Below are 26112 nucleotides of genomic sequence, written 5' to 3'. Positions count from 1 at the left end.
GGTGAACGCCCCTTGTAAATGCCAACTCCATTCGCGCAAACTAGCGTTCGGCAGCACCGCGGGACAGCTGGCGTGACGGAAAAATCCAACTCAGAAGTGGGGCGATGTGATGCGAGACAATGAGAACGACCGCGTCGATGGCAGCCGCCGTACCTGGCTGATTGCGACGTCCGTAGCAGGTGGCATAGGAGGTGTTGCCACTGTCGTACCCTTCGTAGCTTCGTTTGCACCATCCGAAAAAGCCCGCGCTGCCGGCGCGCCGGTCGAAGTCGACATCAGCGGACTCGAACCCGGCTCGATGCTGACCGTGGCCTGGCGCGGCAAGCCCGTGTGGATCCTGAACCGCACCGAGCGCATGCTGGCCGACTGCAAGAAGGCCGACCCCGAGCTGGCGGACCCGAACTCCGAGCATCCGTTCTCCATGCCGATGCCGGATTACTGCAAGAACGAATACCGCTCGCGCGCCGAGCACCAGAACATCCTCGTGGCCGTGGCCGTGTGCACGCATCTGGGCTGCACGCCCACGCCGCGCTTCCAGGAGGGCCCGCAGCCCAACTTGCCCGACGACTGGCCCGGCGGCTTCCTGTGCCCGTGCCACGGCTCCACCTACGATCTCTCCGGCCGCGTGTTCAAGAACAAGCCCGCGCCGCAGAACCTCGACATCCCCCGCTACATGTTCACGTCCCCGACGCAGATCGTGATCGGCAAGGACGAACAAGGAGAAGCGTGATGGCCACGGGACACGAAAAGGAACTGGACACGACGAGCGCGTCTTCGGGGCTGACCGGCTGGATCGACAAGCGCTTTCCGATGACGTCGACATGGAAAGCGCACGTCTCCGAGTACTACGCGCCGAAGAACTTCAACTTCTGGTACTTCTTCGGCTCGCTCGCGCTGCTGGTGCTGGTGAACCAGATCGTCACCGGCATCTTCCTCACCATGAACTACAAGCCCGACTCGACGCTCGCGTTCGCGTCGGTCGAGTACATCATGCGCGAGGTGCCGTGGGGCTGGCTGATCCGCTACATGCACTCCACGGGCGCGTCGATGTTCTTCGTGGTCGTGTATCTGCACATGTTCCGCGGGCTGCTGTACGGTTCGTACCGCAAGCCGCGCGAGCTCGTCTGGATCTTCGGCTGCGCGATCTTCCTCTGCCTGATGGCCGAAGCGTTCTTCGGCTATCTGCTGCCGTGGGGCCAGATGTCGTTCTGGGGCGCGCAGGTGATCGTGAACCTGTTCTCGGCGATTCCCTTCATCGGCCCGGACCTGTCGCTGTGGATCCGCGGCGACTACGTGGTCTCGGACGTCACGCTCAACCGCTTCTTCGCCTTCCACGTGATCGCGATCCCGCTCGTGCTGATCGGGCTCGTGATCGCCCACGTCGTGGCGCTGCATGAAGTGGGCTCGAACAACCCCGATGGCATCGAGATCAAGGAGAAAAAGGACGCGAACGGCATTCCGCTCGACGGCATCCCGTTCCATCCGTACTACTCCGTGCACGACTTCATGGGCGTGTGCATCTTCCTGATGATCTTCGCGGCGATCATCTTCTTCGCGCCGGAGATGGGCGGCTACTTCCTCGAAGCCAACAACTTCATCCCGGCCAACCCGCTGCAGACGCCGCCTGAGATCGCGCCGGTCTGGTACTTCACGGCGTTCTACGCGATGCTGCGCGCCACCACCGACCCGTTCAAGATCGTGCTGATGATCGTGGTCGCGCTGCTCGGCCTGCTCGCACTCGTGCGTGCGCGCGGCAAGTGGCGCGCGGGCCTGCCGGTGCTGGCGATTCTCGTGGTCCTCGCGATGGCCTTCACGGAGTCGAAGTTCTGGGGCGTCGTGGTGATGGGCACGGCGGTGATCTCGCTCTTCTTCCTGCCGTGGCTCGACCGCGCGCCGGTGAAGTCGATTCGCTACCGGCCGATGTTCCACAAAGTGTTTCTCGCGATCTTCGTGTTCGCGTTCCTGACGCTCGGGTTCCTCGGCACCCGGCCGCCGTCGCCGGCGGCGACGCTGATCGCCCAGATCTGCGCACTCGTCTATTTCGCATTCTTCCTCGGCATGCCTTTCTGGACGCGGCTTGGCACCTTCAAGCAGCCGCCCGAGCGCGTGCAGTTCAAGCCCCATTAATCAGCGAGCGAGGAAGACATGATGATGAAATCTCTCTTTTCGACGCTCGCACGGGCAACAGGTACGGGTGTCGCCGGATTGGCGCTGGCGTGCGCGATGGGATTGGGGGCGGGATCGGCGATTGCGCAGGAAAACATTCCGCTCGACCGCGCACCCGATAACGGGGAAAATCTTGCTTCGCTGCAACATGGCGCGCAATTGTTTGTAAACTATTGTCTGAATTGCCATAGTGCGAACCTGATGCGCTACAGCCGGCTGGAAGCGATCGGCATCCCGCAGAAGCAGATCGAAGATAATCTGCTGTTCACGACGGACAAGGTCGGCAACACGATGTCCATCGCGATGCGACAGGACGACGCCAAGGCATGGTTCGGCGTGGCGCCGCCGGACCTCTCCGTGGAGGCGCGCGCGAAAGGGCGCGACTGGCTGTACACGTATCTGCGCAGCTTCTACCGTGACGACACGCGTCCGACCGGCTGGAACAATTTGGTGTTCGAGAACGTGAGCATGCCCAACGTGCTCTGGCAACTGCAGGGCGTGCGCACGGCGAAGTTCGAAGACATGACGGACGAGGAAACGGGGGAAAAGATCCACCGTTTTGTGGGGTACCAACAGGTCACACCGGGGAAGCTTTCACCGGTGGATTATGATTCTGCTGTGGCCGACCTCGTTGCATACCTTGGCTGGATGGCCGAGCCGGAGCAGAAAACCCGCAAGCAGCTTGGGGTCTGGGTGCTCCTGTTCCTCGGCGTTCTGAGCTTTTTCGCGTGGCGACTGAACGCCGCGTACTGGAAAGATATCAAATAATCACGTCCTGACCGACGTGGGGCCGGTGCGACGAGACACCGCCTGACAGTCTTGCGACAGTCAGACGGTGTTTTTGCCCGCCGGCCTTTTGGGTTTATTGAGGAAATGTAAATCATGATGGTTCTGTACTCCGGCACTACCTGCCCGTTCTCCCAGCGCTGCCGGCTGGTGTTGTTCGAAAAGGGCATGGACTTCGAAATCCGCGACGTCGACCTGTTCAACAAACCGGAAGACATCGCCGTGATGAATCCGTACGGTCAGGTGCCGATTCTGGTCGAGCGCGACCTGATCCTGTACGAATCGAACATCATCAACGAGTACATCGACGAGCGCTTCCCGCACCCGCAGCTGATGCCGGCCGACCCGGTCCAGCGCGCCCGCGCGCGCCTGTTCCTGCTCAACTTCGAGAAAGAGCTGTTCGTGCACGTGAGCACGCTCGAAAACGAGAAGGGCAAGGCGGCCGAGAAGAACCACGAGAAGGCGCGTCTCGCGATTCGCGACCGCCTCACGCAGCTCGCGCCGATCTTCCTGAAGAACAAGTACATGCTGGGCGAAGAGTTCTCGATGCTCGACGTCGCGATCGCGCCGCTCCTGTGGCGTCTGGATCACTACGGGATCGAGCTGTCGAAGAACGCCGCGCCGCTCATGAAGTACGCCGAGCGTATCTTCAGCCGTCCGGCCTATATCGAAGCGCTGACGCCTTCGGAAAAGGTGATGCGCCGCTAAGCCGGTGTTGTAACAGGAGGTGGCGGGCGCTGGCGGTCACGCTGGCTGCGCCGCCTCGTCAGAGGATTGTTGATGCAAGAGATTTCCACCAAGCCGTACCTGCTGCGCGCGCTGTACGAGTGGTGCACCGACAACGGCTTCACACCGCATATCGCGGTGCGGGTCGACAACCGTACGCGCGTGCCGCGCCAGTTCGTGCGCGACGGCGAGATCGTGCTGAACATCAGCTTCGAGGCGACGAGCCAGCTGCAGATGGGCAATGAGATGATCGAGTTCCATGCCCGTTTTTCCGGCAAGTCGCACAAGATCGAGGTGCCCGTGCCGAACGTGCTCGCGATCTACGCGCGCGAGAACGGCCAGGGCATGGCGTTCCCGGTCGACGCGCCGCCGGGCGATGCCGATGACGTGCTGCCTTCCGCGCAGGAGCATGACGAAGATTCGGTGCCCGTTGCCGCGGATGTGACGCATGAGGCATCGGCGCCGGAGCCGGCAGTCTCGGCGCCCGAGAAGGACAAAGGCGACGACGGTGCAGCGAAGGGCGGAAAGGGCCACCTCAAGATCGTGAAATGAAGTAGAATAGCGGGCTACGCCGGCTTAGCTCATCTGGTAGAGCAGTTGATTTGTAATCATCAGGTGGCGGGTTCGAGTCCTGCAGCCGGCACCATATAAATCAAGGGCTTACGATCATCGTAAGCCCTTTTGCGCATCTGACTGTCAACCGAGTGTCAACGGAGCGCCCGGTAGGCGGCACAACTGTGCGGCACGCTTTTCGAGCGGACGGTTGCAGGCCGTTGCGAATTTGGGTTTTTCCCGTTAACCCATAGACTTGCTTCGTGTAAAGTTCGCTCAGGCTGAGCCGTTATTAGAATTCAGGAACCTTGGTCCGCAGCTTGTTGAAAGCAGGACGCGCGCGGGAAATTTTGCCTCTAGCACAGCAACAGTGCTCGCAAGTTAGATAGATCGGGACGCTTGATGCTTTCCAGAATACCCAAGAGACTCGGGAAAGAACCGCTCGTGGATGCACTTTTTGAGGTGCATTTCGCGCCCTCTGAAGCGTCCTTGGCGGCAAGCGTGCCCGGGTTCCTCATGTTTGCGATACCAGGTATCGAGCGAACAGTTCAGAGTCTCCCTTTGGGATCGGTTCCAAAGGAGTTTCGTGATTCTCAGCCGGGCCTGTCCTTCCAGCCACTTGTAAGACTGGAATTCGGGAAATATTTTATCAATGTCGGAGATCGTGCTCTGATCGTAGGGGCCAAGTTGCCATACTCAGGGTGGAGCGGATTCCGAAGCGCTATTCTTTCAGTTTTGGATGCCGTGCTGGGTTCTGGCCTAGTCTCTTCCGTTGTTCTGTGCTCCATTCGGTACATTGATGTCGTGGAGCAATCAATAATTGCAAGCGACATCAGCGCGCTCGACGTAGGCATGCGAATCGCGGGTAAAGACATTACTACTGAGCGGACAACGATCACTACTCGCTTGCAAGACGGGCGCTTAGTACACGACGTGATGATTAATAATTCCGTGGATGCGCAGGTTGCCAATCGTGGAGCGGTTAAAGGAATTATCATAAACACGGCGACCATTGACGAATTCGAGGAAGAACCTGCTGCTAAATTTAAGGAGCGGCTGCCACAGCTTGCGGATGAAATTCACGCATCTAACAAGAAAGTCTTTTTTGGGTTGCTGACCGAAGAACTCGTTGCCAAGCTCGATCCCATATATGAATAATCAATCAGCAAACTTCACAGCGAAAGGTGGGCACGCATTAGCCGGCATCCTGAGTGTGGCAATGCTTGCTGGGATCAATTTGACTCACGCGATGCCGAATCGTGAAGGATTATCTGCAGCGAGTGTTCACGCGCATAATTTGTTGATTGACGACTATGATGGACTGTTTGCGGTCGATGCGCTTCCGATAATCGGTGGCGCAAATATATCGACTAGCGTTGGTAACGTAGAAGGTTTTGGGTTGCCCCACTGGGATCGAGTTGTGGCTGCAATTGCGGCAATTGGAGGCGACACGAGAAGCGCGTATCCATTATACAAAAATATAGTGGCATACTTGGATTCACGCTCAATCTCTATTGCGGATCTTGTAGCGAGAGTATCTACCGATAGGGAAGAGGGTATCGCCTACGCCGCAATCCGGATTTTGGTAAATCTTCCTTTTGAGGAAGCTATGGACCTCGACTGGGACACTACCGAGTATATCCTTGAAAGTCACAAATTTCCGGATAGGGTGACGATTTCCATTCGATCGCTCACGTAGATTGACATGGTCTCATTGGATGATTTGGCGGCCTACGGGGTAGAACTCGTCAAGGCGGATGCTTCCGAGCTCCAGCTGAGGAATGGCACCGGGCGCCTTTATTACGTGGCTTTTCATCTTTGCGATCGAGCAGGTGAGGAGCATTGCAATCCCCTCCCGACGCAAGAGGGGAAAGATAAAGGTATGCATGAGCGCGCGTATCTACGTCTTGAGGGGCATTGTAAGGAGCCGGCAATTTCCAATAGTCGGTTGAAAACTATTTGCCAGAAGGCGCGTGATATGCGTGAGCTTCGTACTCGCGCTGATTATCATTTAGATGAAAATTTTGAATATGATGATGCGCGGGAGGCGCAGCAATTGCTTTTTCTGATAAGACGGGAATTTAAAGAAGTGCAACGTCAATTGGATTCGGCGAAAAAGAAATTAAGCCAGTCACCGGAAGTAAAGTAACGCAATCTGATTTTTATGTCAGATGAGGTCCAATCGCTGTTCGGACTTCTTGTTGTTGCGATTCAGTTGGGCTAAAGGATTAAGTTGTTTGGCTTCTAGTAAATGCTCGGGCGCAAGATGAGAATAACGCATCGTCATTTGAAGACTGGAATGACCAAGAATACGCTGCAAGGTCAAAATATTTCCACCATTCATCATGAAATGACTAGCGAAGGTGTGGCGGAGCACGTGGGTAAGCTGCCCGTTTGGTAGGTCAATGTGCGCGTCGAGCACTCCCATGCGGAAAGCTCCTGCAGAGCTTTCAAAGATGCGATCGCCTAGGTCCTTCGTCTTCGACGCCCGAAACACGAGTATCTCTTCAGCCAGTGTCGCGTCGATAGGCACGGAGCGGTTCTTGTCAGTCTTCGTCTGCGTATAGTGGACTGCGTTCCCTCTCAGTTGCTGTACTCGTAGACACTCAGCTTCGCTCCAACGAGCCCCCGTCGCTAAGCACAATTTGGTAATCAACAGCGCGTCTTTTCTTTTTCGCCGACCGAGGGCGATCAGCAACGCTTCGATTTGATCCGACGTGAGAAAGGATAGCTCCCGTTCAGCAATTCGAAACTGACGGAGGCGTGCGAGCGGGTTCGCCGCCTGCCAATGACCGAGCCGAGCAAGCTCGTTGAAGACCGCTCTCAGATAGGCATGCTCGCGATTGACCGTGTTTGGTGTTACGCCCTCGGCAATCCTGGACGCGCGATAAGACGCAAAGTCGTCAGCGTTGAATGCTGTAGCTAGCGGATTACCTAGGGCAACGCACATGCGCTGGAGCGTTGGGTACGTGCGAGTATGTCGCAACTGCATCCCGTGATGGAGATTCCACAGCTCGATAAGTTCCGACAGCCGCCGAGAGTCCTTGGGGGCAGGTACCCACTCGGGTGCTTGAGCAACCTTCGCCGTGAGCCATGCTTCGTATGCCTTCGCTTCGGCTTGTGTCTTGAGCGTTTTTCGGTAGCGCTTTCCTCCACGCCCCCCCGGCTGGATATCAACGTGCCAGCCGCCCTTAGTCTTCTTGATGGTCATCTTGTCGAGCGAACAATGTGCCGAAGACCTTGCTAAGCAACGCCTTCGGATTTTGGAGCAACCGCTTGTCGATCTTCGCGGATACGAGCACGTTATCGAACCAACTGAAACCGTCCTTCCGTAGCTGATCCTCTGCGTCTCGTCGAGCCTTCCGGATGGCTAGATATTCAGGATCAAGAGCCAGTGGATAGAAATCATGCTGGCCGGACTCGCCAAGCACACGCATTGCCTTCTCGTACGAGACGTTCGCCGCTGGCGATATCACTTTCTCCATGGCTTGAAGAGCCGCGTCTTGGATTTGTCGTCGGCGCAAAGTTCTTTCAACGTCGTCGGTCGGCTCGTCGTTGCTCGCGGCGATCAGATACCGAAACTCGCGGGTTGCCCATACCTGTTCGACCCCTCGCATAACCGGATACCCGCTCGCGGCCGTTGTCGGCGCGATGTGGTTTCGCTCGGGATCGGTGATGCCGGTTACGAGCCAAAAGGCGTATTGCGGCCATCGCTGACTTACGGCCTCAATCATTTCGGCGGTGGGACGCTGCTTCCCGTACCAAAACGATTTCCATGTGTCTGGATGAACATTCGAGATTTCCTCCAGCTCCTTGTAGCGTCGCCGGTTGTCCGTCTCAGCTTCGATGATCGCTTTCATCCGCGTGGCTATAGGGTGCATGAGCGTGGCCGTTGACAAGAAATCGTTCCGTGACTATAAATCACTAACAGTGGTAATTTACCACTATCACTGGTGATTATCCAAGGAGTGATTATGACGCCAATGAACGAAGCGGCAAAGAGCGCGCCGAGTCTGCGGGTGCTTCCGCCGGTTCCGATGATGTCTCGCGAGGCCTTCGCCGCCGCAATCGGCCTACCGGTCGGCGTTATCGTCGGGTTCTGCAACAAGGGTTACTTGCCGACAGTAAGTGTCGGCAAGTACAGCCTGATCAACGTCGCACTCCTTCAGCAGCGGTGCCTTGAACAAGGGTTCTCCCTGTGACGGCATCCGCAACGGTTCGAGATCGATCGGCATTTCCCCATCACGCGGGGGGAGTTGTTCGCGTAACGCATCGAACACGATGGGGATCAGTTCCTGAAGCATTGCTAGAAGACGAGCATTTGGCGCTCGACAGTCGCGCTGTTGCCGCGTGGCTCGCTGTGAAGCCCGCGGGATGGCAGGTTAGTGTGCAAGCGCTTCAAATTCGGTTGCAGGTTCGCAAGGACCGTTGGCAGCGAATAGCTAGCGAGCTCGAAGCTGCCGGCTATCTGATCCGCGAAAAGCGGCAGGGGGCAGGAGGAAAGTGGGTGTGGAACATTGAGTTCAACCCGGAGCCACTAACTCCGCCTGCGACGAACGCCATAGCCGGATTTTCCGGCTCCGGTCGCGCCAACTCCGGCGACCCCGTGCACGGCACGACCGGCGCCGGCGGAAACAGCCATAAAGGTTTACCAAGCAAAGAGATACCAAAGTCAGTTAACACCACTACTACAACCACTACGGCGAAAGATGTTGGTTGTTGTGGGGATGAAATGCGAGGTGAGCTAGAAAACACCGAGCGCATACGCAGCACGAGCGATTTGATTTTTCCTCGACAGTTATCGCCGGCTGAAAGAGCGGCCATCGAGGACCTCTTGGGCCGGCGGACAGATGTGGAAGGCCATCGAGCGCAGGAACTACTGGACGAGTTGGCGGATGTAATTGAGAACAGGGTCATTCGGACGACGCCCCTCAGATGGTTTTGTGCTGTCCTGAAGAAGTTCGACGAAGGATGCTTTATGCCGCTTGGGGCGGTGCGCGTCAAAGAGCGTCGCGAGCTACAGGAGCAGCAATGCCTTGAGTCGCTGCGACGGATGGAGGTTTCCCGCAGTGATCCACAGGTTGCTCGACCTGCGCTAGATGTGATCAAGCGGATCGCCCAACAGAAGCGAGGAGGCAGGCATGCGTAGAACAATTTTGACAGCCGTTGCAATTCTGGTCATGTGCGCTTCTCTCGGGCTAAGTTGGGTTCGCCCTGTCGTGAGGTGGCCGCTATTGCTGCTGTCCGGTGCATCGCTTTTCGTTCTCGCCGCGACGCTTGTTATCCCGTATCCCGTACCGGTCCGGAATCAGTTGCTGATGGCGACAGTTGGGACCGGAGCACTGGCGCTCACCTATGTTTATGACGCGGTTTTGGGCTTTTTAGTGGGATGTGGCGAAGGCATTCGAGGTATGCAATGAGCTACAGCCGAATATGCGGACTAGCGGCGGGAGCCGCCATCGAGGGGGAACCCCTCGCCTTCGCAAGCAACTACGACATGGTCGCGCGGGAGCGCGACGATGCGCCCCAATGCCCAATGCGAGTGTGTATTGCGCAATACAGATCGACGAAAATTTTCGTCAACGAAAGTCGCGACGTGTTCTGTGATCTAAGGCAGGAAACACTTTCTTCTAGAAAGTGGGCACGCGGCGGAGCCGTGGCATGAACGAGTACGAGACGATCCGGGCGCGTGTGTCACGAGAAACCAAGCTGAAGTTTGCTGCGGCGGCACAGCGCCACGGTTGTCGGAGCGAAGCGCAACTCCTACGGTTGATGCTGGACAAGGTGTTGCATACCGAAGAGAAACCCGCTTTGCCGCCTACGCGGAAGTCGCGGAGCGCAGGGACGCAGGTGAACGTCTTGCTGACCTCCGAAGAGCATCAGCTACTCACGGCAGCGGCTACGGGGGAGGGCCTTCGAAGGACGGAATGGATCGTTAAGCTCATACGGGCGACATTGCTCCGGCAGCCACAGTTCAACCGTACCGAGGTTGACGCCTTGGCCGAGTCGAGCAGGCAACTTGCGGCGATTGGGAGGAACCTAAATCAGATCGCCCGTACTCTGAACATGGACCCGAATGCGAGTCGAAGCGTGACGGTCGAGCGTGTCGAAACGCTCAGTGCAGAAATCAAGCGGCATTGCGCTCTCGTCGCGGAACTGACGGAGGCGAGCATCAGCCGAAGGAGTGCGAAGCCATGAGCAACCGCAAGGTCGAAAAACTCTTCGATACTTTAGGGGTACTGGATTCATCGGATTCGGAAGAACTCCGACGACTAACATCGGTTCGCGCCGGACGGCAATCGACCGCGCAGGTGCGGCCTTCGCTTCCTGACCTGCATATGCGCAGTAGCCGGCGCGCTGTTGCCAGCACGGATACGGCGCGAGCGGCGATAGCGCGTGTTGTGCATCGAGCGCCGGAGGCGGTTGTGAAGGTTAGCAGTGTCGCGAAAACGACCGGTCGCGTATGGGCTCATTTGACGTATATCACTCGAAATGGCCGGCTCACAGCCGAGACGGATAGCGGCCAACAACTCACGTGTCTCGATGATGTGCGCGAGTTGCAGCAGCACTGGTCTGAATGGCGCGGCAAGCGACGCTCGAATGGAAAGCTCACAGTCAATTTGGTGCTGTCGATGCCTGCCGATACGAACGTCGAGCGGTTCACGTCGGCGGTCAGGGAGTTTTCGCGAGAAGCGTTCGCTGGGCACGAGTACGTTTTCGCACTCCACACGCCCGATACTGATCCAGATCCACAAGCACCACCGCATCCGCACGCTCATGTATGCGTGAAAGCAGGCTCGGTGGATGGGCAACGACTGCTTCACGGTCCGCCTCAGCTTTGGGAGTTTCGGCAACTGTTCGCTCAGAAACTACGTGAACACGGAATTGAGGCCGTAGCTACGCCGAGATCGATCCGCGGCGTTGTCCGGAAAGGAAAACGACAGAACATGTACCACATGTCCAAGAACCGCCAGGACAATCCCTGTCGGTCGAATGTGGAGCTCGCCAAGCTTCGAGCTGCCGCCAATGCCGTACTGACTGGAAAGAGCGCAGATGGCGTATGGGAGGCGGCAGCTGCGCGCAGGCATGAAGAAGTGACCAATACGTGGCGGGAACTCGCTGACGCGCTTCGAGCCTCTGGTAAGCCGGGTGACGCGCTTTTGAGCAACGACATTAGACGTTTCGTGAGCAGCGTGCCGGCGCCGATGACAGAGCGGCAGGACACCGCTAGCCGGATGAGGAAGACGAGGGAAGGGCATGATCGTCGCAGTGACGAGAGGCCGAAGGTCGCAAGTGCGGCAGGAACTCGTGTGCAGAAGTCGAGGCCGAGCGTGATTCCAACGCGCGATAGTGCGCAAAGGAAAGATGACCATGAGCGTTGAGCTCGTCGCCCTTGCTTGTCTTGCTGCGCCCAAGGTTCTGTTGTTTCGCGCGTCGTTCGAAGCACAACGATGCGTTCTTCGTAGCGGGACGAACGAGCGGTGAGACGCTCCTTCATCCCTAACCACGACCCACCTGCAAGGAGGTGAATCATGGCTGGCATCAATAGTAACGCGTCCCCCGATTTACTCACGTGGTACACGTCGCTTCAGGAGGCCGTCCATGGGATGGGCAAATGCATCGATCTGATGAGGCCGAATCCGATGTACGAGGACCTCGCGGCAATGCTGGGCGTTTTCTACGAGCGACTGGATCATCTGGTGGTCGAGGGCTTTCCCGCCGTCACGGAGGTTCTGTGATGACCGATAGCTTGGCTCGCCTCGAAACGGCATTGGAGGTGCTCAACTCGATGATCGGATTCATCGTGAGCGAAATAGCGGCGGAGGAAGCAAAGCCTCGGCCTGACGCGAAGATGTTGGCGCGCTTACATATCAAGCGGCAGCTACTCGTCTTTGAGCGACGTACGCTTGATGCATACGACGATGTGGCAATCGAACGCGTATGCCGTGACTACGGCAGCTTTCTGAAGGCCCAGCGTGCCGGCAAAACTTTAGTCAACGAAAGTCCGGCTCGCCGGCAATAGCAAGGAGAGAGCGCCATGACGATGACAATTTTCGCAAACATCTTCACGCACTTCCAAGCTGCGATTGATGCGTTCCTGAACGCCGCAGTCCAGCGGACGATTACTGCGATGCTGCCTGTAGTAACAACGTGCCTCGGGATCTACTTCATTCTCTATTCTTGGGCGGGCATTCGCGGAAAAGTGCAGGATTGGGGCAATGACATGGTATTCCGGATCATCAAGATAACGCTGATCCTGAGCATCGGCTTTTCCATCGCTGGGTACGGGCAGTACGTGCTCGATCCCGTGCTGAATTTGCCGACAGATCTCACGAGCATCGTTACTGGGCAGACCGCTGACACCGTTGCCGGTCCATCGATCCTCGATCAACAACTGGGTCAGGCATGGTCGCTCGGGAGCGATGCGTTCTCTCGGGGTTCTTTGCTAACCTCTAACGGATTTTCATTCTTCTTTTCGGGGATAGTGTATTACGGGGCTGGGCTCATCATGACCGTCTATGCCGCCTACCTCATCCTGCTCTCAAAGGGCATGTTGACCGTACTGTTGGCTTTTGGTCCGATTTTCATCGGCTGCCTGATTTTCGACGTTACGAAGCGGTTCTTCGATGCGTGGGTAGGTCTGATCGTCAACTACGTTTTCGTCAACGTATTTGCGGTGACAGTGCTGTCGTTCACGTACGTCGCATTTCAGCAGTACATGGATTCGATGACTCCGACCTCCGGCCTCGGCAGTGCGTTGGGTTTGCTGCTGATTGCGATCATCGACGTGCTCGTCATCATGGGTGTTACCCACGTGGCATCTAGCCTCGCCGGAGGTGCGCCGATCGGCACCGGCTTCGGGAACTGGGTCGTATCTTCAGCGACTGGCGGTGCGTCGCGCATCATCGCGCGCGCGGCTGGTCAAGGCTCGAAATGGGCGGGCGGTAAAGCACTGGGTGGTGCGCAAGCTGGCGCGCGCCATGCTATTGGCGCCGGCCAGGCTGCCGCTCGCGCTGCGACGAGTCGATTCCGCATGAACAGCGTCAAGGGGCTATAGGCGCTGGCTAAAACTCCCTTATGTGCTGACCGATATAGAGGACGAAAAATTGAAGAAGCTCTTGGGTATTGTGCTTGGACTACTTGTGGCGATACTTTCCGGCTGCAACAGGAATTCGCCGGATACGCTGGAGGGGATGTACGGCGCGATGCAAAACGGAAAAGTCGAACCGGTGATCAAGGTGGAAAAGACGGCCGCCGGCTATGTGTTCGATGATTACAGCAATGGAAGCTGGCGATCCGGCTCTGACTTGGCGCAGCCGGTGACCAAGGACGAGTTTGAAAAATTGGTCGGCGGCTCGGTGAACGGTCCATTCATCGGGCTGAAAACGAGGGTCGCCTTTGTGGCAAAGGTCCAGCCCGGTTTTACGGCGGGGAAATTCAAGACCTCCACTGGTTATCTGATGGTGTTCATGTTTGGTCCGGTCGAACTCTCCAAGCTTTAGCGAATACAAGGATGAGGGACTTTGAACACCGGCTCGCGTCCGCGCATCCAACGTTCCTTTGATTGCCTCGCGCTCCCGCGCGAGGCCGACGAACGAAACCGAGTATCGTAGAGGCGAGGGCGTGGCCCTCGGCGGCGGCTCCCGCCGCAAACGTAGCAACGCGCGTCTAGACCGTCGCTTGGTACGTTACGATACGATTGATACGTTACGTTATGCTATGAAATCGCGATTACCGTCATCTGGAGCTCACGATGTGAGCCACGCGTCTGACGTCGAGCTCGGTCAGAGAGTGGCGGCACGCGCGCGATTCCAGCAAGAGGCCGTGAATTCCTGGCTGGAGTTCCAAAAGACGGGCTTGCACCTCACTGGTGAGGAGGTATGGCGATGGCTAGACACGTGGGGTACCGAGAACGAAAGCACGGTGCCGGAATGTCACAATTAACCGCAGGTGACGCCGATGCGGGCTCCACTGCTGTTACAAGGATGAGGGACTGATGAACATCAGCTGCGCCGATGCCGACATCAATGGAGATGCTGACCAGTTCTCGCTCAACGAACAAATCGAGCGCGCCCGCCAAGCCGCTTCACGCATCGACTCCGGCTATTACGTTACCGATGTCGAGCTCGACGACGAAGAGTTGATCCGCGCACCGCGTCGTCCACTGGATGACGACGGTAACGAATGGCTCTGAGCGCCTTTGACCGTCTGCATTCGCCTTACAAGGATGAGTCACCGATGAACATCAACGCATCTGATGCCGACTCGGATCAAAACGCCGCTCGACTGGAGCGGCAAATTGCACGCGCGAATCAGGCGTTTGCACATGTTCAGTGTGGTTACTACGTCACCGATGAAGAACTCGACACTCACCCGGACGCGAGTAAAGTCGAACGTACACCGGTTGTGCGTGACTGGGTTTGATTTCTCTCCCAAATTCCATCAGGGCCGGCCGCAGCTTCACTGATTATTGTCGCATCCCGTATGTGCAGGAAATACGGCATCGAACGTCAAAATGGGGCAGTGTCCACTTCATTACTGGCTTGGATTGGTGTCGTGGCGTGAGTTACTACCGGCTGCGCGTCCAAGGTGCGGCGGATAGCGTCCAACCGTAGGCGTAGCGCGGCGCCCTCGCTGGGATGGAGGCGTTTCAGTCGCCCCACTTTGCCTATTGCCGCGCTAAGTGCGGCACTAAGATCGACACTTTGATCGGCTTGTGCGACTCGTTGTTCAAGTTGGTAGACCTGCGCGCGGATTGCGGAGCGTTCTTGCTTCGGCAGCGTCGGCGCGCGATTAGCATTGAGGCCCATGATCCGTATTGGGGAATTAGCGGAGAATGAGCCGTGCTTCGACCGCTGGGGCTTGAATCCTGCCGCACCGATCATTGCGTATATTTGGCTAATAGCCCATCGCTTGTCCCCTTCTGCTAGGGTGCTTACGGTCGAGATCGTAATGTCGTCAACATATCGACTGTATCGGATGCCCCGGGCCTTGAGCTTTTCGACCAAGGCGAACTCGCGGTCCCAGAAGGCTAGGTTAGCCAAGTAGGAGCTCGTCGGCGTCCCTTGAAATACGCGCCCGTCCTTTGTCGTCAGCTTGGTCAGCAGCGCCGCAACTTCGTCGCCAAAGTGGAAGAAGTCTTTCCAGATTCGATAGACGCAATCTGCGGATATGCAGTCGAAGAACTGAGCGATGTCCTCTGTAACGGCATTGCGCGCGTCCCTATGAATTTCGACGTTGGCGACGAAATCGCGACCTGAGAGTGATCCCGTCAGGTACTTCGGGAACTGGGTGTGCTTGAAGAACGTGGCGTTGATTCGTCGAAGTAAAGACTTCAACGGCGGCTTCGTATCGAACACGTACCTAATTCCGCCGTTCTTTTTCGGCTTCGGTTTGGGGCCGATGTAGAGGTCGGTTGCGCGCCCAGCAATTCCCAACAGCAGAGACTCGGATATGCGTAGCGCTCGCGCGAGGGAGCTAATTGTCTGAACAGGACGATGCTTATAGATAGGGTGATCCATTGGGGTCATCCGCGTACTACGTCAAGCACGGCCTCCGCCAATCTGCGCGACGTTTCTTCGTCAAGCCCCTTGAGCTCGTCCTTTTCCGCCGCGAGGAAAAGGAGGATTGGCGTCGGCACGCCGAGTGCGTTCGAGACTTTTTCGATGCTGGACAAGGTTGGTTCCCGCTTACCAGATTCGATCATCGAGAGGTACGACTGGGATAGTCCCGCGCGCTCTGCCAACTCGTCCAACGACAACTTCTTGGCCGAGCGGCAGACCTTTAGAGCACGTCCGATTTCCATAACAACCACCAGAGGTAGGGCTTCTTGCTCAGCAACATTCGTCACCGCAGAAGCGTCATTACATTCGTGATGACGCTGAGCAGCGCCGCAAGTACGTTGAGGGCGTCGTAGCACAACCGACTAGCCTCGGCGGCATCTGCCTCATCGATCGCCCTTTTGAGGCTATCGATCCGAGCTTGAAATGCATCCCGAGCGGGGGCATCAAGCGAACCACCTCGTTGTGCGAGAACGTGTTCGAGCTCGCCAACGAGTTTCTTCAAATTGGTAGACATACGGGCTCCTAAAACCGGGCACATGCCCAGCCGCCAGAAAGCAAGGCCGGAAAGGAGTTGCTGATGCCCCGGAAGCCCACCACCGCCTACACATTTCGATCAGCCGCCCCAACGGACGACGCGTCGACATGCCGCGAACGGATGCCTGCGGGCACAACGCTAAGCGCTACGCCCTACGGCACCTGCCCCGCACGAGAGCCGGATGTTGGCTGCATCCAGCGCCGGCTACTGCCCGGCAGCTAGCAAACCAAGCCCTTCTAGCTGGAACCATCTCCAAATCAAAGAACGTGTGAGCGATAGCGCTCACCCTTGATTGCAGACTATATGTACCTGCCGAGCCGTTGTCAAGAAAAATCACTGAGAGTGATGGCGTGATCTGGCTCGTAATCTGACTCTGCCAAACGTGTCGCTCGCATAGGACGGCTCACTCTGCGCTGAAGCTTTCCTCAAAGGCCAGCCTCAACTGCTTTGCAGTAACAAGATTTCTCGACCAAAAGCAGATTTCGAGAAACCAATCCCGCTTGGAAAGCCAGGCCAGCAAAGAGTACCAGGCGTGAGCAACCCTTTGACCGTGAAACTCCGAGAGGAATGCCATGCCACGATAATTGACGCGGAATTCGTGCTTCTCGCCTTCTAGGAAGTCGAGGTTCCACCATTTCCCCCACCGAAACACGTCGCTCTTGCGGAGGCCCATCGCCGCTTCGAGGTTATCGAAGGGGTGGCCGTAATCCGACACGTCGCGCGGCAGCGGAATTGGTTCGCCATCTTCATTGATCAGCTCTTTCAATTCGGTTCGCACGGTGTCATAGGGAACATGGACCATATTGCCCCGGACCTCGACTTGTCGCAGCGGGATGCTTGGGACGGCCGCGACAGTCGGCGTTTCGCCAACGTCGTAAAGGACCACGGTTGATTGATAGCGAAGCGTTTCGAGCGATGCGGTTACGCACAGTGTGACCCGCTTAAACGACCTCCCTTCCTTCGCCTTGATCCATAACGTGCATGCCTCTTGCTTTTTCCCGAGAAACACCTTTCTCCAGTTCACACTGTATGAGAAGTAATCGCCTAGTTCGTCCAGCCAAAGCCCTTTAACGTCCCGATAGGACTTATGCCGTGTGGATAGCTCGTAGGCTGCACGAAACAGGATCTGAGTGACGAGTTCGAGGGGCTTTTTCAGCAAGCTCCAGATTGCCGATACCGTGCTCTTCACTGCGATAGATGCTACGCTGACCGATGGTTCCATTCTTTCGTCTAATGCTGTCAGGTGGCCGATGCCTCGGGTAACGATCAGCCGTGCGTCAACGAGCTGTCAACGCAATAGTTAGCGAACGAGGGCATGAAGTGATCCGTGCGCGACTCCACGCCCGTGTAGTAAGCGATAGTGGCCTATAGTGCCAGTTCACGAGGCATTTGTAATCATCAGGTGGCGGGTTCGAGTCCTGCAGCCGGCACCAGTCAGACCAAGGGGTTACGTGAGGTTCACGTAACCCCTTGTGCTTTCTGAGCGCTGAAAAGTGCATTTTCAGTAGAGTCAGCTCGCAGAACAGGTACATGGCAACCATCGCAAGACACCTTCCGGGACGTGGAAGGCGGTCGCTTGCAAGAATGATTGGCCGACTACGGCCAAAATGTCCGCACCAAACACGACGCCGAGGATTGAGCCTGTCGGATCGAAGTCGAGAGGGTTCGGGATCGCGTTCCGCGATGCCCTTCGACACGCACGTTAGAGAAGTAGCGTTCGGACTTTGGTCCAGCGCTCGCTGGCGAGTTCTGGCAGCGCTTTTGTCGAAACAAGGCGCCTCAATACGTGTGAAAGACCGCGTGGCTTGTGTTTTAGATAGGCGCGGACTTCGGTGGTCACTGCATCCTGTGACCATCCTTCCATTTCAGGGACGGCCAAAGGGGAGAGATTGCTGCGGAAGACCGGCGCGACTTCTTGATAAAGCACGTGTTCGAGTTCATCGAGTGAATACCCCGACTCGCGCAGTGCCTTGGTGATCGCTGCGTAGTCATAGTCATGCAGCTCCTTTCCCACGAACAGCTCCGAAAGCGCTTCCCATACAGGTGCGCGGCGTTCAATGTTCAACGATTCGCTCACGGGACCTCACCGACTCGGCCGTGGGTACATCGCACCAAACCCGGCGTCCGCTCCGTAGACAGCCAACAAGCCGCCCGCAAACGCTGCAACGCCTACGCAGACGGGTGCGGTAGCGGCACATACACCGGTCGCTACCGCAGCGGAGCCGACGGCCCAGCCTCCGACAGCGCCAGCGCCGACTAGCGCTCCCTGTCTGGCGATCTCGCCGGAATAGAGTCATTGCGCATACTCAATGGAGCTACGGATTTCAATCGTACGATGAATTGAGCCTCTACGACGAACGGTATCACCCCATTCTCAGGTGTTGATTTGCCACAGGCGGTTTCATGGTCCGGCTGGCAATCCAGGCCGGGTGGGTTTCCTGGGTGTATTCCAGTGCGGCCCCTGTGAGTGAGGCGGCGGTTGCCATGGCCTACTGCATCTTCTCGCTACGTCGTTGCGGTGTTTCGACAATGCCCAAAGCAGCAAGCACATGCAGGACGGAGACACACAAGCAATGGCGCGGCAATCGCTTCGCTAGCGTCTCCCGCCGAGGCTCTCGATCAGCGCGATCTCTTTCTCTCCCAACCCATACGCCGCGTAAAGCACAAAGTCGATCTCCCGCGCTAGCGCTTCGCATTGCGCTTGATCGCCCGATTGGTTCAACCGCAGCAATACGTCCACCATGCGCACAACTTCCGCCCGCACTCCCGCATCCGCAGGCACCGGCAATGCGTCGATCATCGCCTTGGTGAACGCCACTCCGCCGTTATAGCTCGACGCCCCAAAGCGTGCGCGCGTGACAAATCCCGCTAGCGGACAATTGAGCACCGCGGCCGCGAATTTCAGCAGATTCTCATCGCCGGAGCACAGGATCAGGGTCGTCTTGCCGGGGATCGTATCGCCGGCGAGATCGAGCGTCGCGTGCAGGTGCGTGAGCCCTTTCACGATCACCTTTTTCGCGTCCGCCCTTGTGCGGTAGCTATTCGCAAAGGTTGCCGCGAAACGCGAACGCTCGACCGTGGGCTGCGCGTAGCGGCGCCCGAGATAGGTCATCGGCTTGCTGTTCCAGCGCGAGGCGTAACGACCCAACGTGCCGGTGTTGACCACGCGATAGTGACGACGCGCATCGAAACCCTCCTGCGCTTCATCGATCAACGGCGCGAGCCGGTAAGCGTCCGATGTCGCGCACGCGTTCTCGCAGCGCAGCAACGAACCCAGCGCTGGGTGCGCGCGTATGAGCCGCTGTACGAACGCGTAGTGCGGCGAGAGCAGCGCATCGAGCGCCCATGGCGCTTCCAGGTCGCGTTTGCGCACACGCGCGAGCGGCGTCAGCGTTGTGCCTTCGAGGCAAGCCGTTTCTACGCAGTCCGTGCCGCATTTGCGATAAACGGTCACGATTGAATCGACCATCGCGCGTTCGAACACGTCGCGACCCAGCGCGACGACGCGTGCGATCTTGTCGAGATGGTGCGTGCGGAACGCGGCGCCAAAGGGCTTCGCGAGCCATTTGTCGGGCGTGAGGAAGGCCATCGTCCCGTGTGGTGCGGTGAGCGCGAGGCCCAACTCCATGAAAACGATATAGAGGTCCCAGTTGCCGCGTGCGCTCGGCCAGCGCTGGGTGAGTGCTTCACGCAGCGGCTTCTGGCCTTCGTTGATCATGCGTTCGGAATCGATGTACGGCGGGTTGGCAATCACGGCATCGAAACCTGCGCACGCGTGATCGCCGACGAAAATCGCGGGGAATTCGCGTTGCCATTCGAAGGCGTCAGACCCGGCGGCGGGGGCAAGGCGCGGCGCGGCATCGGCAGGCGTAGAGTCCTCCCGTTCTGCATCGAAAGCGATGCAGGACAGCACGGCATTGCCCTGTTTCAAATGGGCTTCGAGATCAGGCAGCGTGGCGAAAGAACCTTCGTCGTCGTACGCGGCATGCGCGAGCAATTCGAACGCGAGGCGCAGGCGTGCCAGGCCGAGCGCTTGAGCATCGATATCCACGCCGAAAAGGTTGCATTCGACGATCGCGCGCTTCTCGCGATATAGCGCGGCGTCGATGCGCGGTTGCTGTGCACGCGTGCCGTCATTGGCATGTTCGATGACAAGGCGGTCCTCCAGCGCTTCGAGACGCAATCCCGCGAGCGCATGATCTTCCCGGTCGTCGAACAACCCGAGCCGCGACTTTATCGCGAGCAATTCGTCCAGTGCGGAAGCGAGCAGATGCCCAGTGCCCACAGCAGGGTCGCACACGCGCAGCGCAGCGAATATCGCGCGCGCTTCTTCGCGATCCTTGATTGATTTGGATAGCTGATCGATGGTCGTGCAATGCCAACCCTTGACGCGATTGAAGCGCCCGAGCACCGCGCCCGCGATGGCTTCGCGCGCAAGGAACATCGCGATGCTGCCCGGCGTGTACCACGCGCCGTCGCGGTAGCCATTGAGCTTCTCGAAGACGAGGCCGAGCGTTGCGGCGTCGACGCGCTTTTTGTCCGCGCGCGCCTTTGTGTCCGCATTCGCGTCGAATCCGAACTCGAACGCATCGAGGAAATCAAGCAGCTCAGTGACCGTATTGCGCGCGTGAGGGGGCAGCGCGGAATCGAGCGAGCCGAGTGTGATCGCATGCTCCGCGAGATCCGCGGGCTCGAACATCGAGCCGTCAAAGCGCGGCAAATGCGGGTAGCGACGCGGTGTCCCGTCTTCGGCCACGCTATTGCCGAGTACTTCGCGGCAGAGCGAATCGAGATCGGCGAATGAGCGGATGCGCTCGCTGCGCAGGAAGGCATAAGCGGGATCGCCGTCGTGCAGCACCAGCAGGCGGGCCTCCAGCAGCTTGAGGAACATGACGCGGCCGATCCAGGCGATGCAAAGCCGCAGCGCCGTGCGAAAGGTGAGCGCTTCTCGATCCAGCGCACAAGCATGATGGTGCGCGCTCGCCGTGTTCAACGTTTGCGCTTCGCTTGCCTCCATGCGGGCGATTGTCAGCTCGACAAGCGCGCCGGGCCGGCGCTCATCCCGCGCGCACCGCGCAACGACGGTCTTGCCGCTTGCCACGCCTTCGTCCAGGCCGGCAATCCGCAGCAGCCCGGCGTAGAAATCCGCGTCGAGTCCGGCGCGCCTCGCGCTCCTTGTGCTCGCGCTTCGTGGACCGGTCCTGCTCGCGCGTTTTGCACGACTCGTCTGATTCGTCTCTGCCATGTTCTGGTTATGCGCCCCTGCGCGGATTGCCGCTCATTTTACTGGGGGGGCGCCGCTGTTTGGCCCGGTCGACATAAGGGCGGCACCGCGCGATGATGCCGGCATGCCGGTACGATGGACGTCCCGGCGCAACGCATGGCCGTGCTCTGCTATATGATGGCGCCGCATATCGAGGCGTGCCGTCACGGCGAGCCGTTAAGCATCCGAATCCTATGACCGACTTTCCCACCTTGAGCTGGCCCGACACGGACGGCCCGCGCACCGTTCGCTGGCGTTCGGAGGCGGGCGTGCCGGCGCCCAGGCGCGTGGTCGTTGCCGACGACCGCACGACGGCCGACGCCGCCTACCGTCTCGCCTGCGAAGGCACCGCGCTGTTGTGGCGCGGCGACTACCAGAACGCGCGGCAACTGCTGCAGGCCATGGCGCGCCGCGCGGAGCACAAGCCGCGCAAGGCCTCCGCCGCGCCGAAGCCGGCGGCTACGCCGCTCGAGGCGTTTCATCTGCATCGCCAGGCGCAGGCGCAGCGTGCGCGCACGCTGGGCATGGTCCTGCTCCCGCTAGAAGGCGATTACTCGATCCCGCTGCGCCGCGCACCCGATGTCAAGCTCGCGTGCGAGCAGGCATGGGGCGCGCCCGATGGGGCGCCTTCGGCGGTGTCGCTGCGCGAAATGCTCGGCTTGATTGGCGCCTGCGAGTGGCGCAAGAAGGGCGTGGAGGTTCCCGCGCTGGGCGGTGCGCGCATCCACCCCTACTACGGTGTCTTTTCGCCGGTGCGCGGCGAGTACCTCGATCTGGTGGCGCGTGTGCCGTTGCCGTCGCTGGAACGGGCTTTTGATATCGGCACCGGTTCGGGCGTGATTGCCGCGGTGCTGGCCGCGCGCGGCGTGAAGCACGTCATCGCCACCGATCAGGATGCGCGAGCGCTGGCCTGCGCGCGCGAGAACCTCACACAACTCGGCTATGGCGAACGTGTGGACGTGATCGAGGCCGACTTGTTCCCGGCAGGGCGCGCGCCGCTCGTGGTCTGCAATCCGCCCTGGGTGCCGGCGCGGCCGGCGTCGCCCATCGAATACGCCGTGTTCGATCCGGACAGCCGGATGCTGCGCGGTTTTCTCGCCGGCTTGAAGGACCATCTGGAGCCGGGCGGCGAGGGTTGGCTGATTCTCTCCGATTTTGCGGAGCACCTTGGCTTGCGCACGCGCGAAGCGCTGATGGAGATGATCGCCCAGGCCGGCCTCGAGGTGGCCGGGCGCGAAGACATCCGGCCGCGCCATCCCAAGGCGAGCGACCCCGCCGACCCGCTTCATCGGGCGCGCGCGGCGGAACTCACATCACTGTGGCGTCTGAAAGTGCGTACCGGGTCGTAAAGCGGTTAAGGGGGCAAAGGGAGAACAAAGGCAAAGCCGCCGCATGCCGATTAGGGCGGCCAAAAAAGGAGATGGCCCGGCGAAGTGCCGGGCCCGACTGTGGCAGGCGCTGCCGCCTGCCCGAAAAGCCGCTTCCGCGGCGCGCTTCGACGGCCCTTGGCCAGCCAGGCCAGATCAGCCAGACTAGCCTGGGTAAGCCTCATCGACCCTAAGGCCGGCGAGCTTGAAGATCACCCTGAGCGTTTGCGGCTTGATGTCCCTGCGCGCTGCCAGCGCGGACATCACGAAATCGAGCACCTTGGCGTACTTCAGCAGGATCAGGCAGCTCTCGAGATCCGCCGCGCCATCGCGCATTTCTTCAGCAAGCCGCAGCATCTCGACTGAGATGTCGCGGGCCATTTCCAGCTCCAGTTGCTGCTTTTCTGTCCACTCGGGCACTTCTACGAGCCTGGCCAGCAGTTCCTGAAATTTTTGCTCCGCATTACCGTCCGGTATCGTGTTCATTGCATGCCCCATGCAGGGTCGCGCAGCACCGTGCGTCATCGCGCAGCGGGGTCTGCGCCGTACCTGTGTCATCGCTTCCTGTGAACCCGGAGCGACCTCCCATGCGCGCATTCCCGGTCCGTCGCCGGTGAGTCGCGCCCCAAATTGGTCCTTTCTGGACGCGGCAGCACACAGCGCCGCCGCGTCTCTTTTAATCAACCCCTCCCTGCCGTCCGGACGTGGGTCAGCGATCCGGACGCTTGAGTCTTCCAGCAGTACGACATTCGGGCCGTCCCCTCTGGACTGCGGCCTCTTTGAGCTTTTTACGTAAAATGTCAGATCTGGTTGCCTCGTTCCGTCGCCTTCCGCACGTTTCGGGGTAATTGACGCCCCTTTTTAGTGCCGCCCCGATGTCAAGCAAGACTTACGAAATCCGTCCGAACCAGTCGATCGAACTCCTGAAGGAGCTCCATATCCTGACGCGCGACGGCAAGATGAACCAGGACAGCCGCCGCAAGCTCAAGCAGGTCTATCACCTGTATCAGTTCATCGAGCCTCTGCTCAATGAGCTCAAGCAGGACGGCCATGACGTGACGCTCGTCGACCACGGCGCGGGTAAGTCGTATCTTGGTTTTATCCTGTACGACCTCTTTTTCAAGGCGCTGCGGGACAAGTCGCAGATCTTCGGCATCGAGACGCGTGACGAGCTCGTGCAGCGTTCGCGCGAGCTCGCGCAGCGGCTCGGCTTTCCCGGCATGTCGTTTCTCAATCTTTCGGTGGCCGATTCGATTACGTCCGCGCAACTGCCGCCCACGGTCGATATCGTCACGGCGCTGCACGCGTGCGATACCGCCACCGATGACGCCCTGCGCTTCGCGCTCAAGAAGCACGCGCGCTACATCGTCGTGGTGCCGTGCTGCCAGGCCGAAGTGGCGGGTGTGCTGCGCCGGAACAAGGGCAAGTCGCTCGGCCAGGCGCTCACGGAAATCTGGCGCCATCCGCTGCATACGCGCGAGTTCGGCAGCCAGATCACCAACGTGCTGCGCTGCCTGCAACTGGAGGCGCACGGTTATCAGGTGAGCGTGACGGAGCTGGTGGGCTGGGAGCACTCGATGAAGAACGAGCTCATCATCGCCCAGTACAAGAATTTGCCGCGGCGCCGGCCCACTGAGCGTCTCAACGAGATCCTCGACACGTTCGGGCTTGCCGAGCTGCGCGAGCGGTTTTTCGTCGATGGCGACGATGCAGTGGAGCCCGCCGATACCTCGAGCGCAGGCTAGGGCCTGTAATTAGCGTGAACAGGCCCTGGGCGCTCACCCGGCAGCCTTCAAGAATGCGGCGAGGCTCAGTCCTCGTCGCGCTTCGCCATCCAGGCGCGCCAGCCGTCCAGGCCGAGGCGCCGCAGCGTTTCCTGATTGCGTTCGTAGATGTCGGCGGCGTCGGGGAACGCGTCCACGGCGCGCTCGATGCTGGCCTCGCGCAGGAGATGCAGGATCGGATACGGCGCGCGGTTCGTGTAGTTCTCGATGTCCTCGGGCTCGGTGCCTTCGAACTGGTAGTCCGGATGGAAGCTCGCAATCTGCAGCGTGCCTTCGAGACGCAACTGGCCGAGCAGCAGGTCGGCGAAATGGAGCGCGTCGTTGTAGTCGAGGAAGTCGGCGAGTGCGTGCGGGAGGATCAGCAGCGTCGTGTCGAGCTGCTCCGGATTGGCATCCGCGAGGGTGCGCAGCTCGGTTTCGAGGTCGGTGAGCACGCCTTCCAGGTCGGTCGCCTCGCTGATCGCGTAACGGATCTGGCCCTTCACGTGCACGCTCTTCGCGAATGGACAGAGATTCAGGCCGATCACGGCCCGCGTGAGCCAATGGCGGGTGGCGGCGAGGATTTCGGCGTGTTCGGGCTGGGCGCCCGTGGCGCGGGGAGCGGCGGTGTCGGTCATGACGGCATTTTACCGGTGGCTGCGACGGCACCCGACGCCCCACACGCGGCATCGATCAACAGCTTCGCCATGCGCGGCGCGGCGAGGATCGGCCCGCAGCCCGGCCCGTAGGTCTGGCTGGCCGCGTAGATGCCTTCGATCAGCAACGCGAGTGCGTCGGCGAGCGCGGCGGGATCGGCCGCATTGGCGGCGCGCGCGAGTTCGCCAAGCCGCGCGACCAGCTTCGACTTGTTCTCGGTCACGCTTTGCCGCGCCGGATGCGTGGCGTCCGGAAACTCGGTCGAAACGTTGACGAACGGGCAGCCACGGTAGTCCGGTGCCGACGCGCGCTGCGCGAGGTCCTCGAAATACTGGACCAATTGCCTTCTGGGATCGCCGGGATGCTTCGCGATGCTCGCCTCGAAGCGTTCGAAGAAGCGCTCGTCGCAGCGCTTCAAATATGCGACCACCAGATCGTCCTTCGATGAGAACTGCCGGTAGAGGCTCATCTTGTTGACGCCCGCGCGCTCGACCACGGCTTCGACGCCAACCGCGCGCACCCCTTCCCGATAGAACAACTCATCCGCCGCGAGCAGCAGATGCTCCTGGGCGCGCGGCCCGGCCGTCTGGGTGCGTGCGCGGCTCGTGCGGCGCGCGGCGTCGGGCACGGCGGAGGGGATGGTGGCGGCGTCCTCACGCTTGGGCAGGTTGGACATTTTGGGCATCTCGTCATCGGGGTTACGCTTGACATGTTACCGAGCGGTCACTACTAT

At 59.3% G+C, this 26112-nt stretch carries 32 protein-coding genes and 1 tRNA gene; 22 read left to right on the top strand and 11 right to left on the bottom strand.

The genetic code is table 11. The features are described 5' to 3' along the window. Positions 1 to 109: 109 nt before the first annotated feature. The 9 genes from petA to BO1_RS59210 all read left to right on the top strand — a co-directional run bounded on the left by petA (position 110) and on the right by BO1_RS59210 (position 6379). Positions 110 to 730, top strand: a complete 621-nt coding sequence (gene petA, locus BO1_RS16195) for a ubiquinol-cytochrome c reductase iron-sulfur subunit (protein WP_028218438.1) — start codon at positions 110 to 112, stop codon at positions 728 to 730. Further along, positions 730 to 2127: a cytochrome b gene (locus BO1_RS16190; protein ID WP_028218437.1), complete on the top strand. Its 1398-nt coding sequence runs from the start codon at positions 730 to 732 to the stop codon at positions 2125 to 2127. Before petA ends, BO1_RS16190 begins: the two co-directional genes overlap by 1 nt. Positions 2128 to 2151: 24 nt before the next feature. Next, the gene (locus BO1_RS16185) at positions 2152 to 2934 is read left to right on the top strand and encodes a cytochrome c1 (protein ID WP_028218436.1); all 783 of its coding nucleotides are present in this window, start codon (positions 2152 to 2154) and stop codon (positions 2932 to 2934) included. 114 nt (positions 2935 to 3048) lie between these two features. After that, positions 3049 to 3660: a glutathione S-transferase N-terminal domain-containing protein gene (locus BO1_RS16180; protein ID WP_027797364.1), complete on the top strand. Its 612-nt coding sequence runs from the start codon at positions 3049 to 3051 to the stop codon at positions 3658 to 3660. Between the two features lie 72 nt (positions 3661 to 3732). Further along, complete coding sequence (locus BO1_RS16175; protein WP_028218435.1) at positions 3733 to 4230, top strand: ClpXP protease specificity-enhancing factor; 498 nt, start codon at positions 3733 to 3735, stop codon at positions 4228 to 4230. A gap of 18 nt (positions 4231 to 4248) precedes the next feature. Then, positions 4249 to 4324, top strand: a tRNA-Thr gene (locus BO1_RS16170). Between the two features lie 308 nt (positions 4325 to 4632). Continuing rightward, positions 4633 to 5388 carry a TIGR04255 family protein gene (locus BO1_RS16165; protein ID WP_028218434.1) on the top strand — a complete coding sequence of 252 codons (756 nt, stop codon included), beginning with the start codon at positions 4633 to 4635 and terminating at the stop codon, positions 5386 to 5388. Continuing rightward, on the top strand, positions 5381 to 5929 hold the full coding sequence (locus BO1_RS59215) for a hypothetical protein (protein WP_156992293.1): 549 nt from the start codon (positions 5381 to 5383) through the stop codon (positions 5927 to 5929). Before BO1_RS16165 ends, BO1_RS59215 begins: the two co-directional genes overlap by 8 nt. Before the next feature lie 6 nt (positions 5930 to 5935). Further along, positions 5936 to 6379, top strand: a complete 444-nt coding sequence (locus BO1_RS59210) for a GreA/GreB family elongation factor (RefSeq protein ID WP_156992292.1) — start codon at positions 5936 to 5938, stop codon at positions 6377 to 6379. Between the two features lie 18 nt (positions 6380 to 6397). Here BO1_RS59210 and BO1_RS51335 read toward each other — a convergent pair whose 3' ends face one another. Both BO1_RS51335 and BO1_RS16150 read right to left on the bottom strand, forming a co-directional pair. Further along, a complete protein-coding gene (locus tag BO1_RS51335) occupies positions 6398 to 7441 on the bottom strand; it encodes a phage integrase (protein WP_043285067.1) in 1044 nt (347 codons plus the stop codon). Then, on the bottom strand, positions 7422 to 8090 hold the full coding sequence (locus BO1_RS16150; RefSeq protein ID WP_156992291.1) for a hypothetical protein: 669 nt from the start codon (positions 8088 to 8090) through the stop codon (positions 7422 to 7424). Before BO1_RS16150 ends, BO1_RS51335 begins: the two co-directional genes overlap by 20 nt. A 114-nt stretch (positions 8091 to 8204) precedes the next feature. On the opposite strand from BO1_RS16150, the gene BO1_RS16145 reads away from it, so the two are divergent. The 11 genes from BO1_RS16145 (at position 8205) to BO1_RS59190 (ending at position 14655) form a co-directional block, all read left to right on the top strand. Beyond that, positions 8205 to 8432: a hypothetical protein gene (locus BO1_RS16145; RefSeq protein WP_245643812.1), complete on the top strand. Its 228-nt coding sequence runs from the start codon at positions 8205 to 8207 to the stop codon at positions 8430 to 8432. Positions 8433 to 8551: 119 nt separating this feature from the next. Next, the gene (locus BO1_RS59205) at positions 8552 to 9379 is read left to right on the top strand and encodes a hypothetical protein (protein WP_156992290.1); all 828 of its coding nucleotides are present in this window, start codon (positions 8552 to 8554) and stop codon (positions 9377 to 9379) included. Beyond that, positions 9372 to 9650, top strand: coding sequence for a hypothetical protein (locus BO1_RS59200; RefSeq protein WP_156992288.1), 279 nt, complete (start codon positions 9372 to 9374; stop codon positions 9648 to 9650). The genes BO1_RS59205 and BO1_RS59200 overlap by 8 nt, the downstream gene beginning before the upstream one ends. Positions 9651 to 9891: 241 nt before the next feature. Further along, the gene (gene mobC, locus BO1_RS56390) at positions 9892 to 10428 is read left to right on the top strand and encodes a plasmid mobilization relaxosome protein MobC (protein ID WP_052409484.1); all 537 of its coding nucleotides are present in this window, start codon (positions 9892 to 9894) and stop codon (positions 10426 to 10428) included. Continuing rightward, on the top strand, positions 10425 to 11612 hold the full coding sequence (locus BO1_RS59195) for a relaxase/mobilization nuclease domain-containing protein (protein WP_156992286.1): 1188 nt from the start codon (positions 10425 to 10427) through the stop codon (positions 11610 to 11612). Before mobC ends, BO1_RS59195 begins: the two co-directional genes overlap by 4 nt. Positions 11613 to 11762: 150 nt before the next feature. Further along, positions 11763 to 11969, top strand: a complete 207-nt coding sequence (locus BO1_RS16125) for a hypothetical protein (protein WP_028218429.1) — start codon at positions 11763 to 11765, stop codon at positions 11967 to 11969. Further along, a complete protein-coding gene (locus tag BO1_RS16120) occupies positions 11969 to 12253 on the top strand; it encodes a hypothetical protein (RefSeq protein WP_028218428.1) in 285 nt (94 codons plus the stop codon). The genes BO1_RS16125 and BO1_RS16120 overlap by 1 nt, the downstream gene beginning before the upstream one ends. Positions 12254 to 12268: 15 nt before the next feature. Further along, entirely contained in the window at positions 12269 to 13288 is a 1020-nt protein-coding gene (locus BO1_RS16115; RefSeq protein WP_028218427.1) for a type IV secretion system protein, read from the top strand. A gap of 49 nt (positions 13289 to 13337) precedes the next feature. Beyond that, positions 13338 to 13733: a hypothetical protein gene (locus BO1_RS16110; RefSeq protein ID WP_084688003.1), complete on the top strand. Its 396-nt coding sequence runs from the start codon at positions 13338 to 13340 to the stop codon at positions 13731 to 13733. A 494-nt stretch (positions 13734 to 14227) separates the two neighbouring features. Further along, complete coding sequence (locus tag BO1_RS16100) at positions 14228 to 14425, top strand: hypothetical protein (RefSeq protein WP_028218424.1); 198 nt, start codon at positions 14228 to 14230, stop codon at positions 14423 to 14425. Positions 14426 to 14469: 44 nt separating this feature from the next. Next, positions 14470 to 14655 carry a hypothetical protein gene (locus BO1_RS59190; protein WP_156992284.1) on the top strand — a complete coding sequence of 62 codons (186 nt, stop codon included), beginning with the start codon at positions 14470 to 14472 and terminating at the stop codon, positions 14653 to 14655. Between the two features lie 86 nt (positions 14656 to 14741). Here BO1_RS59190 and BO1_RS16095 read toward each other — a convergent pair whose 3' ends face one another. The 6 genes from BO1_RS16095 to BO1_RS16075 form a co-directional block, all read right to left on the bottom strand. Continuing rightward, positions 14742 to 15752 (bottom strand): reverse transcriptase family protein, encoded by a 1011-nt coding sequence (locus BO1_RS16095; protein WP_043285063.1) that lies wholly within the window; start codon positions 15750 to 15752, stop codon positions 14742 to 14744. Positions 15753 to 15757: 5 nt separating this feature from the next. Then, on the bottom strand, positions 15758 to 16036 hold the full coding sequence (locus tag BO1_RS16090) for a helix-turn-helix domain-containing protein (RefSeq protein WP_028218422.1): 279 nt from the start codon (positions 16034 to 16036) through the stop codon (positions 15758 to 15760). Positions 16037 to 16077: 41 nt separating this feature from the next. Beyond that, a complete protein-coding gene (locus tag BO1_RS16085) occupies positions 16078 to 16308 on the bottom strand; it encodes a hypothetical protein (protein WP_028218421.1) in 231 nt (76 codons plus the stop codon). 424 nt (positions 16309 to 16732) lie between these two features. After that, positions 16733 to 17551, bottom strand: coding sequence for a hypothetical protein (locus tag BO1_RS16080; RefSeq protein WP_028218420.1), 819 nt, complete (start codon positions 17549 to 17551; stop codon positions 16733 to 16735). A gap of 480 nt (positions 17552 to 18031) precedes the next feature. Further along, positions 18032 to 18406 (bottom strand): DUF7079 family protein, encoded by a 375-nt coding sequence (locus tag BO1_RS59185; protein WP_156992282.1) that lies wholly within the window; start codon positions 18404 to 18406, stop codon positions 18032 to 18034. Between the two features lie 516 nt (positions 18407 to 18922). Continuing rightward, entirely contained in the window at positions 18923 to 21574 is a 2652-nt protein-coding gene (locus tag BO1_RS16075; protein ID WP_028218419.1) for a type IIG restriction enzyme/methyltransferase, read from the bottom strand. A gap of 212 nt (positions 21575 to 21786) precedes the next feature. Here BO1_RS16075 and BO1_RS16070 point away from each other — a divergent pair, with 212 nt between their 5' ends. After that, positions 21787 to 22941 (top strand): methyltransferase, encoded by a 1155-nt coding sequence (locus tag BO1_RS16070; protein WP_028218418.1) that lies wholly within the window; start codon positions 21787 to 21789, stop codon positions 22939 to 22941. 183 nt (positions 22942 to 23124) lie between these two features. Here the strand turns inward: BO1_RS16070 and BO1_RS16065 are convergent, their stop codons facing one another. Further along, positions 23125 to 23445 carry a hypothetical protein gene (locus BO1_RS16065; protein ID WP_028218417.1) on the bottom strand — a complete coding sequence of 107 codons (321 nt, stop codon included), beginning with the start codon at positions 23443 to 23445 and terminating at the stop codon, positions 23125 to 23127. A 389-nt stretch (positions 23446 to 23834) separates the two neighbouring features. On the opposite strand from BO1_RS16065, the gene BO1_RS16060 reads away from it, so the two are divergent. Beyond that, complete coding sequence (locus tag BO1_RS16060; protein WP_028218416.1) at positions 23835 to 24704, top strand: class I SAM-dependent methyltransferase; 870 nt, start codon at positions 23835 to 23837, stop codon at positions 24702 to 24704. 65 nt (positions 24705 to 24769) lie between these two features. On the opposite strand, the gene BO1_RS16055 is transcribed toward BO1_RS16060, so the two are convergent. Together BO1_RS16055 and BO1_RS51325 are read right to left on the bottom strand one after the other, a co-directional pair. Next, on the bottom strand, positions 24770 to 25360 hold the full coding sequence (locus BO1_RS16055) for a DUF1415 domain-containing protein (protein ID WP_043285060.1): 591 nt from the start codon (positions 25358 to 25360) through the stop codon (positions 24770 to 24772). Next, complete coding sequence (locus BO1_RS51325) at positions 25357 to 26055, bottom strand: TetR/AcrR family transcriptional regulator (protein ID WP_043285058.1); 699 nt, start codon at positions 26053 to 26055, stop codon at positions 25357 to 25359. Before BO1_RS51325 ends, BO1_RS16055 begins: the two co-directional genes overlap by 4 nt. Between the last annotated feature and the right edge of the window lie 57 nt (positions 26056 to 26112).

It is taken from the genome of Paraburkholderia oxyphila NBRC 105797 (assembly GCF_000685075.1).
GTDB classification, from domain to species: domain Bacteria; phylum Pseudomonadota; class Gammaproteobacteria; order Burkholderiales; family Burkholderiaceae; genus Paraburkholderia; species Paraburkholderia oxyphila.
This window is presented reverse-complemented; position numbering and strand designations above follow the sequence as displayed.

Excerpts from the sequence above, each read along its gene's own strand:
- petA (WP_028218438.1), top strand. The coding sequence starts at position 110 with ATGCGAGACAATGAGAACGACCGCGTCGATGGCAGCCGCCGTACCTGG.
- BO1_RS16190 (WP_028218437.1), top strand. The coding sequence starts at position 730 with ATGGCCACGGGACACGAAAAGGAACTGGACACGACGAGCGCGTCTTCG.
- BO1_RS16185 (WP_028218436.1), top strand. The coding sequence starts at position 2,152 with ATGAAATCTCTCTTTTCGACGCTCGCACGGGCAACAGGTACGGGTGTC.
- BO1_RS16180 (WP_027797364.1), top strand. The coding sequence starts at position 3,049 with ATGATGGTTCTGTACTCCGGCACTACCTGCCCGTTCTCCCAGCGCTGC.
- BO1_RS16175 (WP_028218435.1), top strand. The coding sequence starts at position 3,733 with ATGCAAGAGATTTCCACCAAGCCGTACCTGCTGCGCGCGCTGTACGAG.
- BO1_RS16165 (WP_028218434.1), top strand. The coding sequence starts at position 4,633 with ATGCTTTCCAGAATACCCAAGAGACTCGGGAAAGAACCGCTCGTGGAT.
- BO1_RS59215 (WP_156992293.1), top strand. The coding sequence starts at position 5,381 with ATGAATAATCAATCAGCAAACTTCACAGCGAAAGGTGGGCACGCATTA.
- BO1_RS59210 (WP_156992292.1), top strand. The coding sequence starts at position 5,936 with ATGGTCTCATTGGATGATTTGGCGGCCTACGGGGTAGAACTCGTCAAG.
- BO1_RS51335 (WP_043285067.1), bottom strand. The coding sequence starts at position 7,441 with ATGACCATCAAGAAGACTAAGGGCGGCTGGCACGTTGATATCCAGCCG.
- BO1_RS16150 (WP_156992291.1), bottom strand. The coding sequence starts at position 8,090 with ATGAAAGCGATCATCGAAGCTGAGACGGACAACCGGCGACGCTACAAG.
- BO1_RS16145 (WP_245643812.1), top strand. The coding sequence starts at position 8,205 with ATGACGCCAATGAACGAAGCGGCAAAGAGCGCGCCGAGTCTGCGGGTG.
- BO1_RS59200 (WP_156992288.1), top strand. The coding sequence starts at position 9,372 with ATGCGTAGAACAATTTTGACAGCCGTTGCAATTCTGGTCATGTGCGCT.
- mobC (WP_052409484.1), top strand. The coding sequence starts at position 9,892 with ATGAACGAGTACGAGACGATCCGGGCGCGTGTGTCACGAGAAACCAAG.
- BO1_RS59195 (WP_156992286.1), top strand. The coding sequence starts at position 10,425 with ATGAGCAACCGCAAGGTCGAAAAACTCTTCGATACTTTAGGGGTACTG.
- BO1_RS16125 (WP_028218429.1), top strand. The coding sequence starts at position 11,763 with ATGGCTGGCATCAATAGTAACGCGTCCCCCGATTTACTCACGTGGTAC.
- BO1_RS16120 (WP_028218428.1), top strand. The coding sequence starts at position 11,969 with ATGACCGATAGCTTGGCTCGCCTCGAAACGGCATTGGAGGTGCTCAAC.
- BO1_RS16115 (WP_028218427.1), top strand. The coding sequence starts at position 12,269 with ATGACGATGACAATTTTCGCAAACATCTTCACGCACTTCCAAGCTGCG.
- BO1_RS16100 (WP_028218424.1), top strand. The coding sequence starts at position 14,228 with ATGAACATCAGCTGCGCCGATGCCGACATCAATGGAGATGCTGACCAG.
- BO1_RS59190 (WP_156992284.1), top strand. The coding sequence starts at position 14,470 with ATGAACATCAACGCATCTGATGCCGACTCGGATCAAAACGCCGCTCGA.
- BO1_RS16095 (WP_043285063.1), bottom strand. The coding sequence starts at position 15,752 with ATGGATCACCCTATCTATAAGCATCGTCCTGTTCAGACAATTAGCTCC.
- BO1_RS16090 (WP_028218422.1), bottom strand. The coding sequence starts at position 16,036 with ATGGAAATCGGACGTGCTCTAAAGGTCTGCCGCTCGGCCAAGAAGTTG.
- BO1_RS16085 (WP_028218421.1), bottom strand. The coding sequence starts at position 16,308 with ATGTCTACCAATTTGAAGAAACTCGTTGGCGAGCTCGAACACGTTCTC.
- BO1_RS16080 (WP_028218420.1), bottom strand. The coding sequence starts at position 17,551 with ATGGAACCATCGGTCAGCGTAGCATCTATCGCAGTGAAGAGCACGGTA.
- BO1_RS16075 (WP_028218419.1), bottom strand. The coding sequence starts at position 21,574 with ATGGCAGAGACGAATCAGACGAGTCGTGCAAAACGCGCGAGCAGGACC.
- BO1_RS16070 (WP_028218418.1), top strand. The coding sequence starts at position 21,787 with ATGACCGACTTTCCCACCTTGAGCTGGCCCGACACGGACGGCCCGCGC.
- BO1_RS16065 (WP_028218417.1), bottom strand. The coding sequence starts at position 23,445 with ATGAACACGATACCGGACGGTAATGCGGAGCAAAAATTTCAGGAACTG.
- BO1_RS16060 (WP_028218416.1), top strand. The coding sequence starts at position 23,835 with ATGTCAAGCAAGACTTACGAAATCCGTCCGAACCAGTCGATCGAACTC.
- BO1_RS16055 (WP_043285060.1), bottom strand. The coding sequence starts at position 25,360 with ATGACCGACACCGCCGCTCCCCGCGCCACGGGCGCCCAGCCCGAACAC.
- BO1_RS51325 (WP_043285058.1), bottom strand. The coding sequence starts at position 26,055 with ATGTCCAACCTGCCCAAGCGTGAGGACGCCGCCACCATCCCCTCCGCC.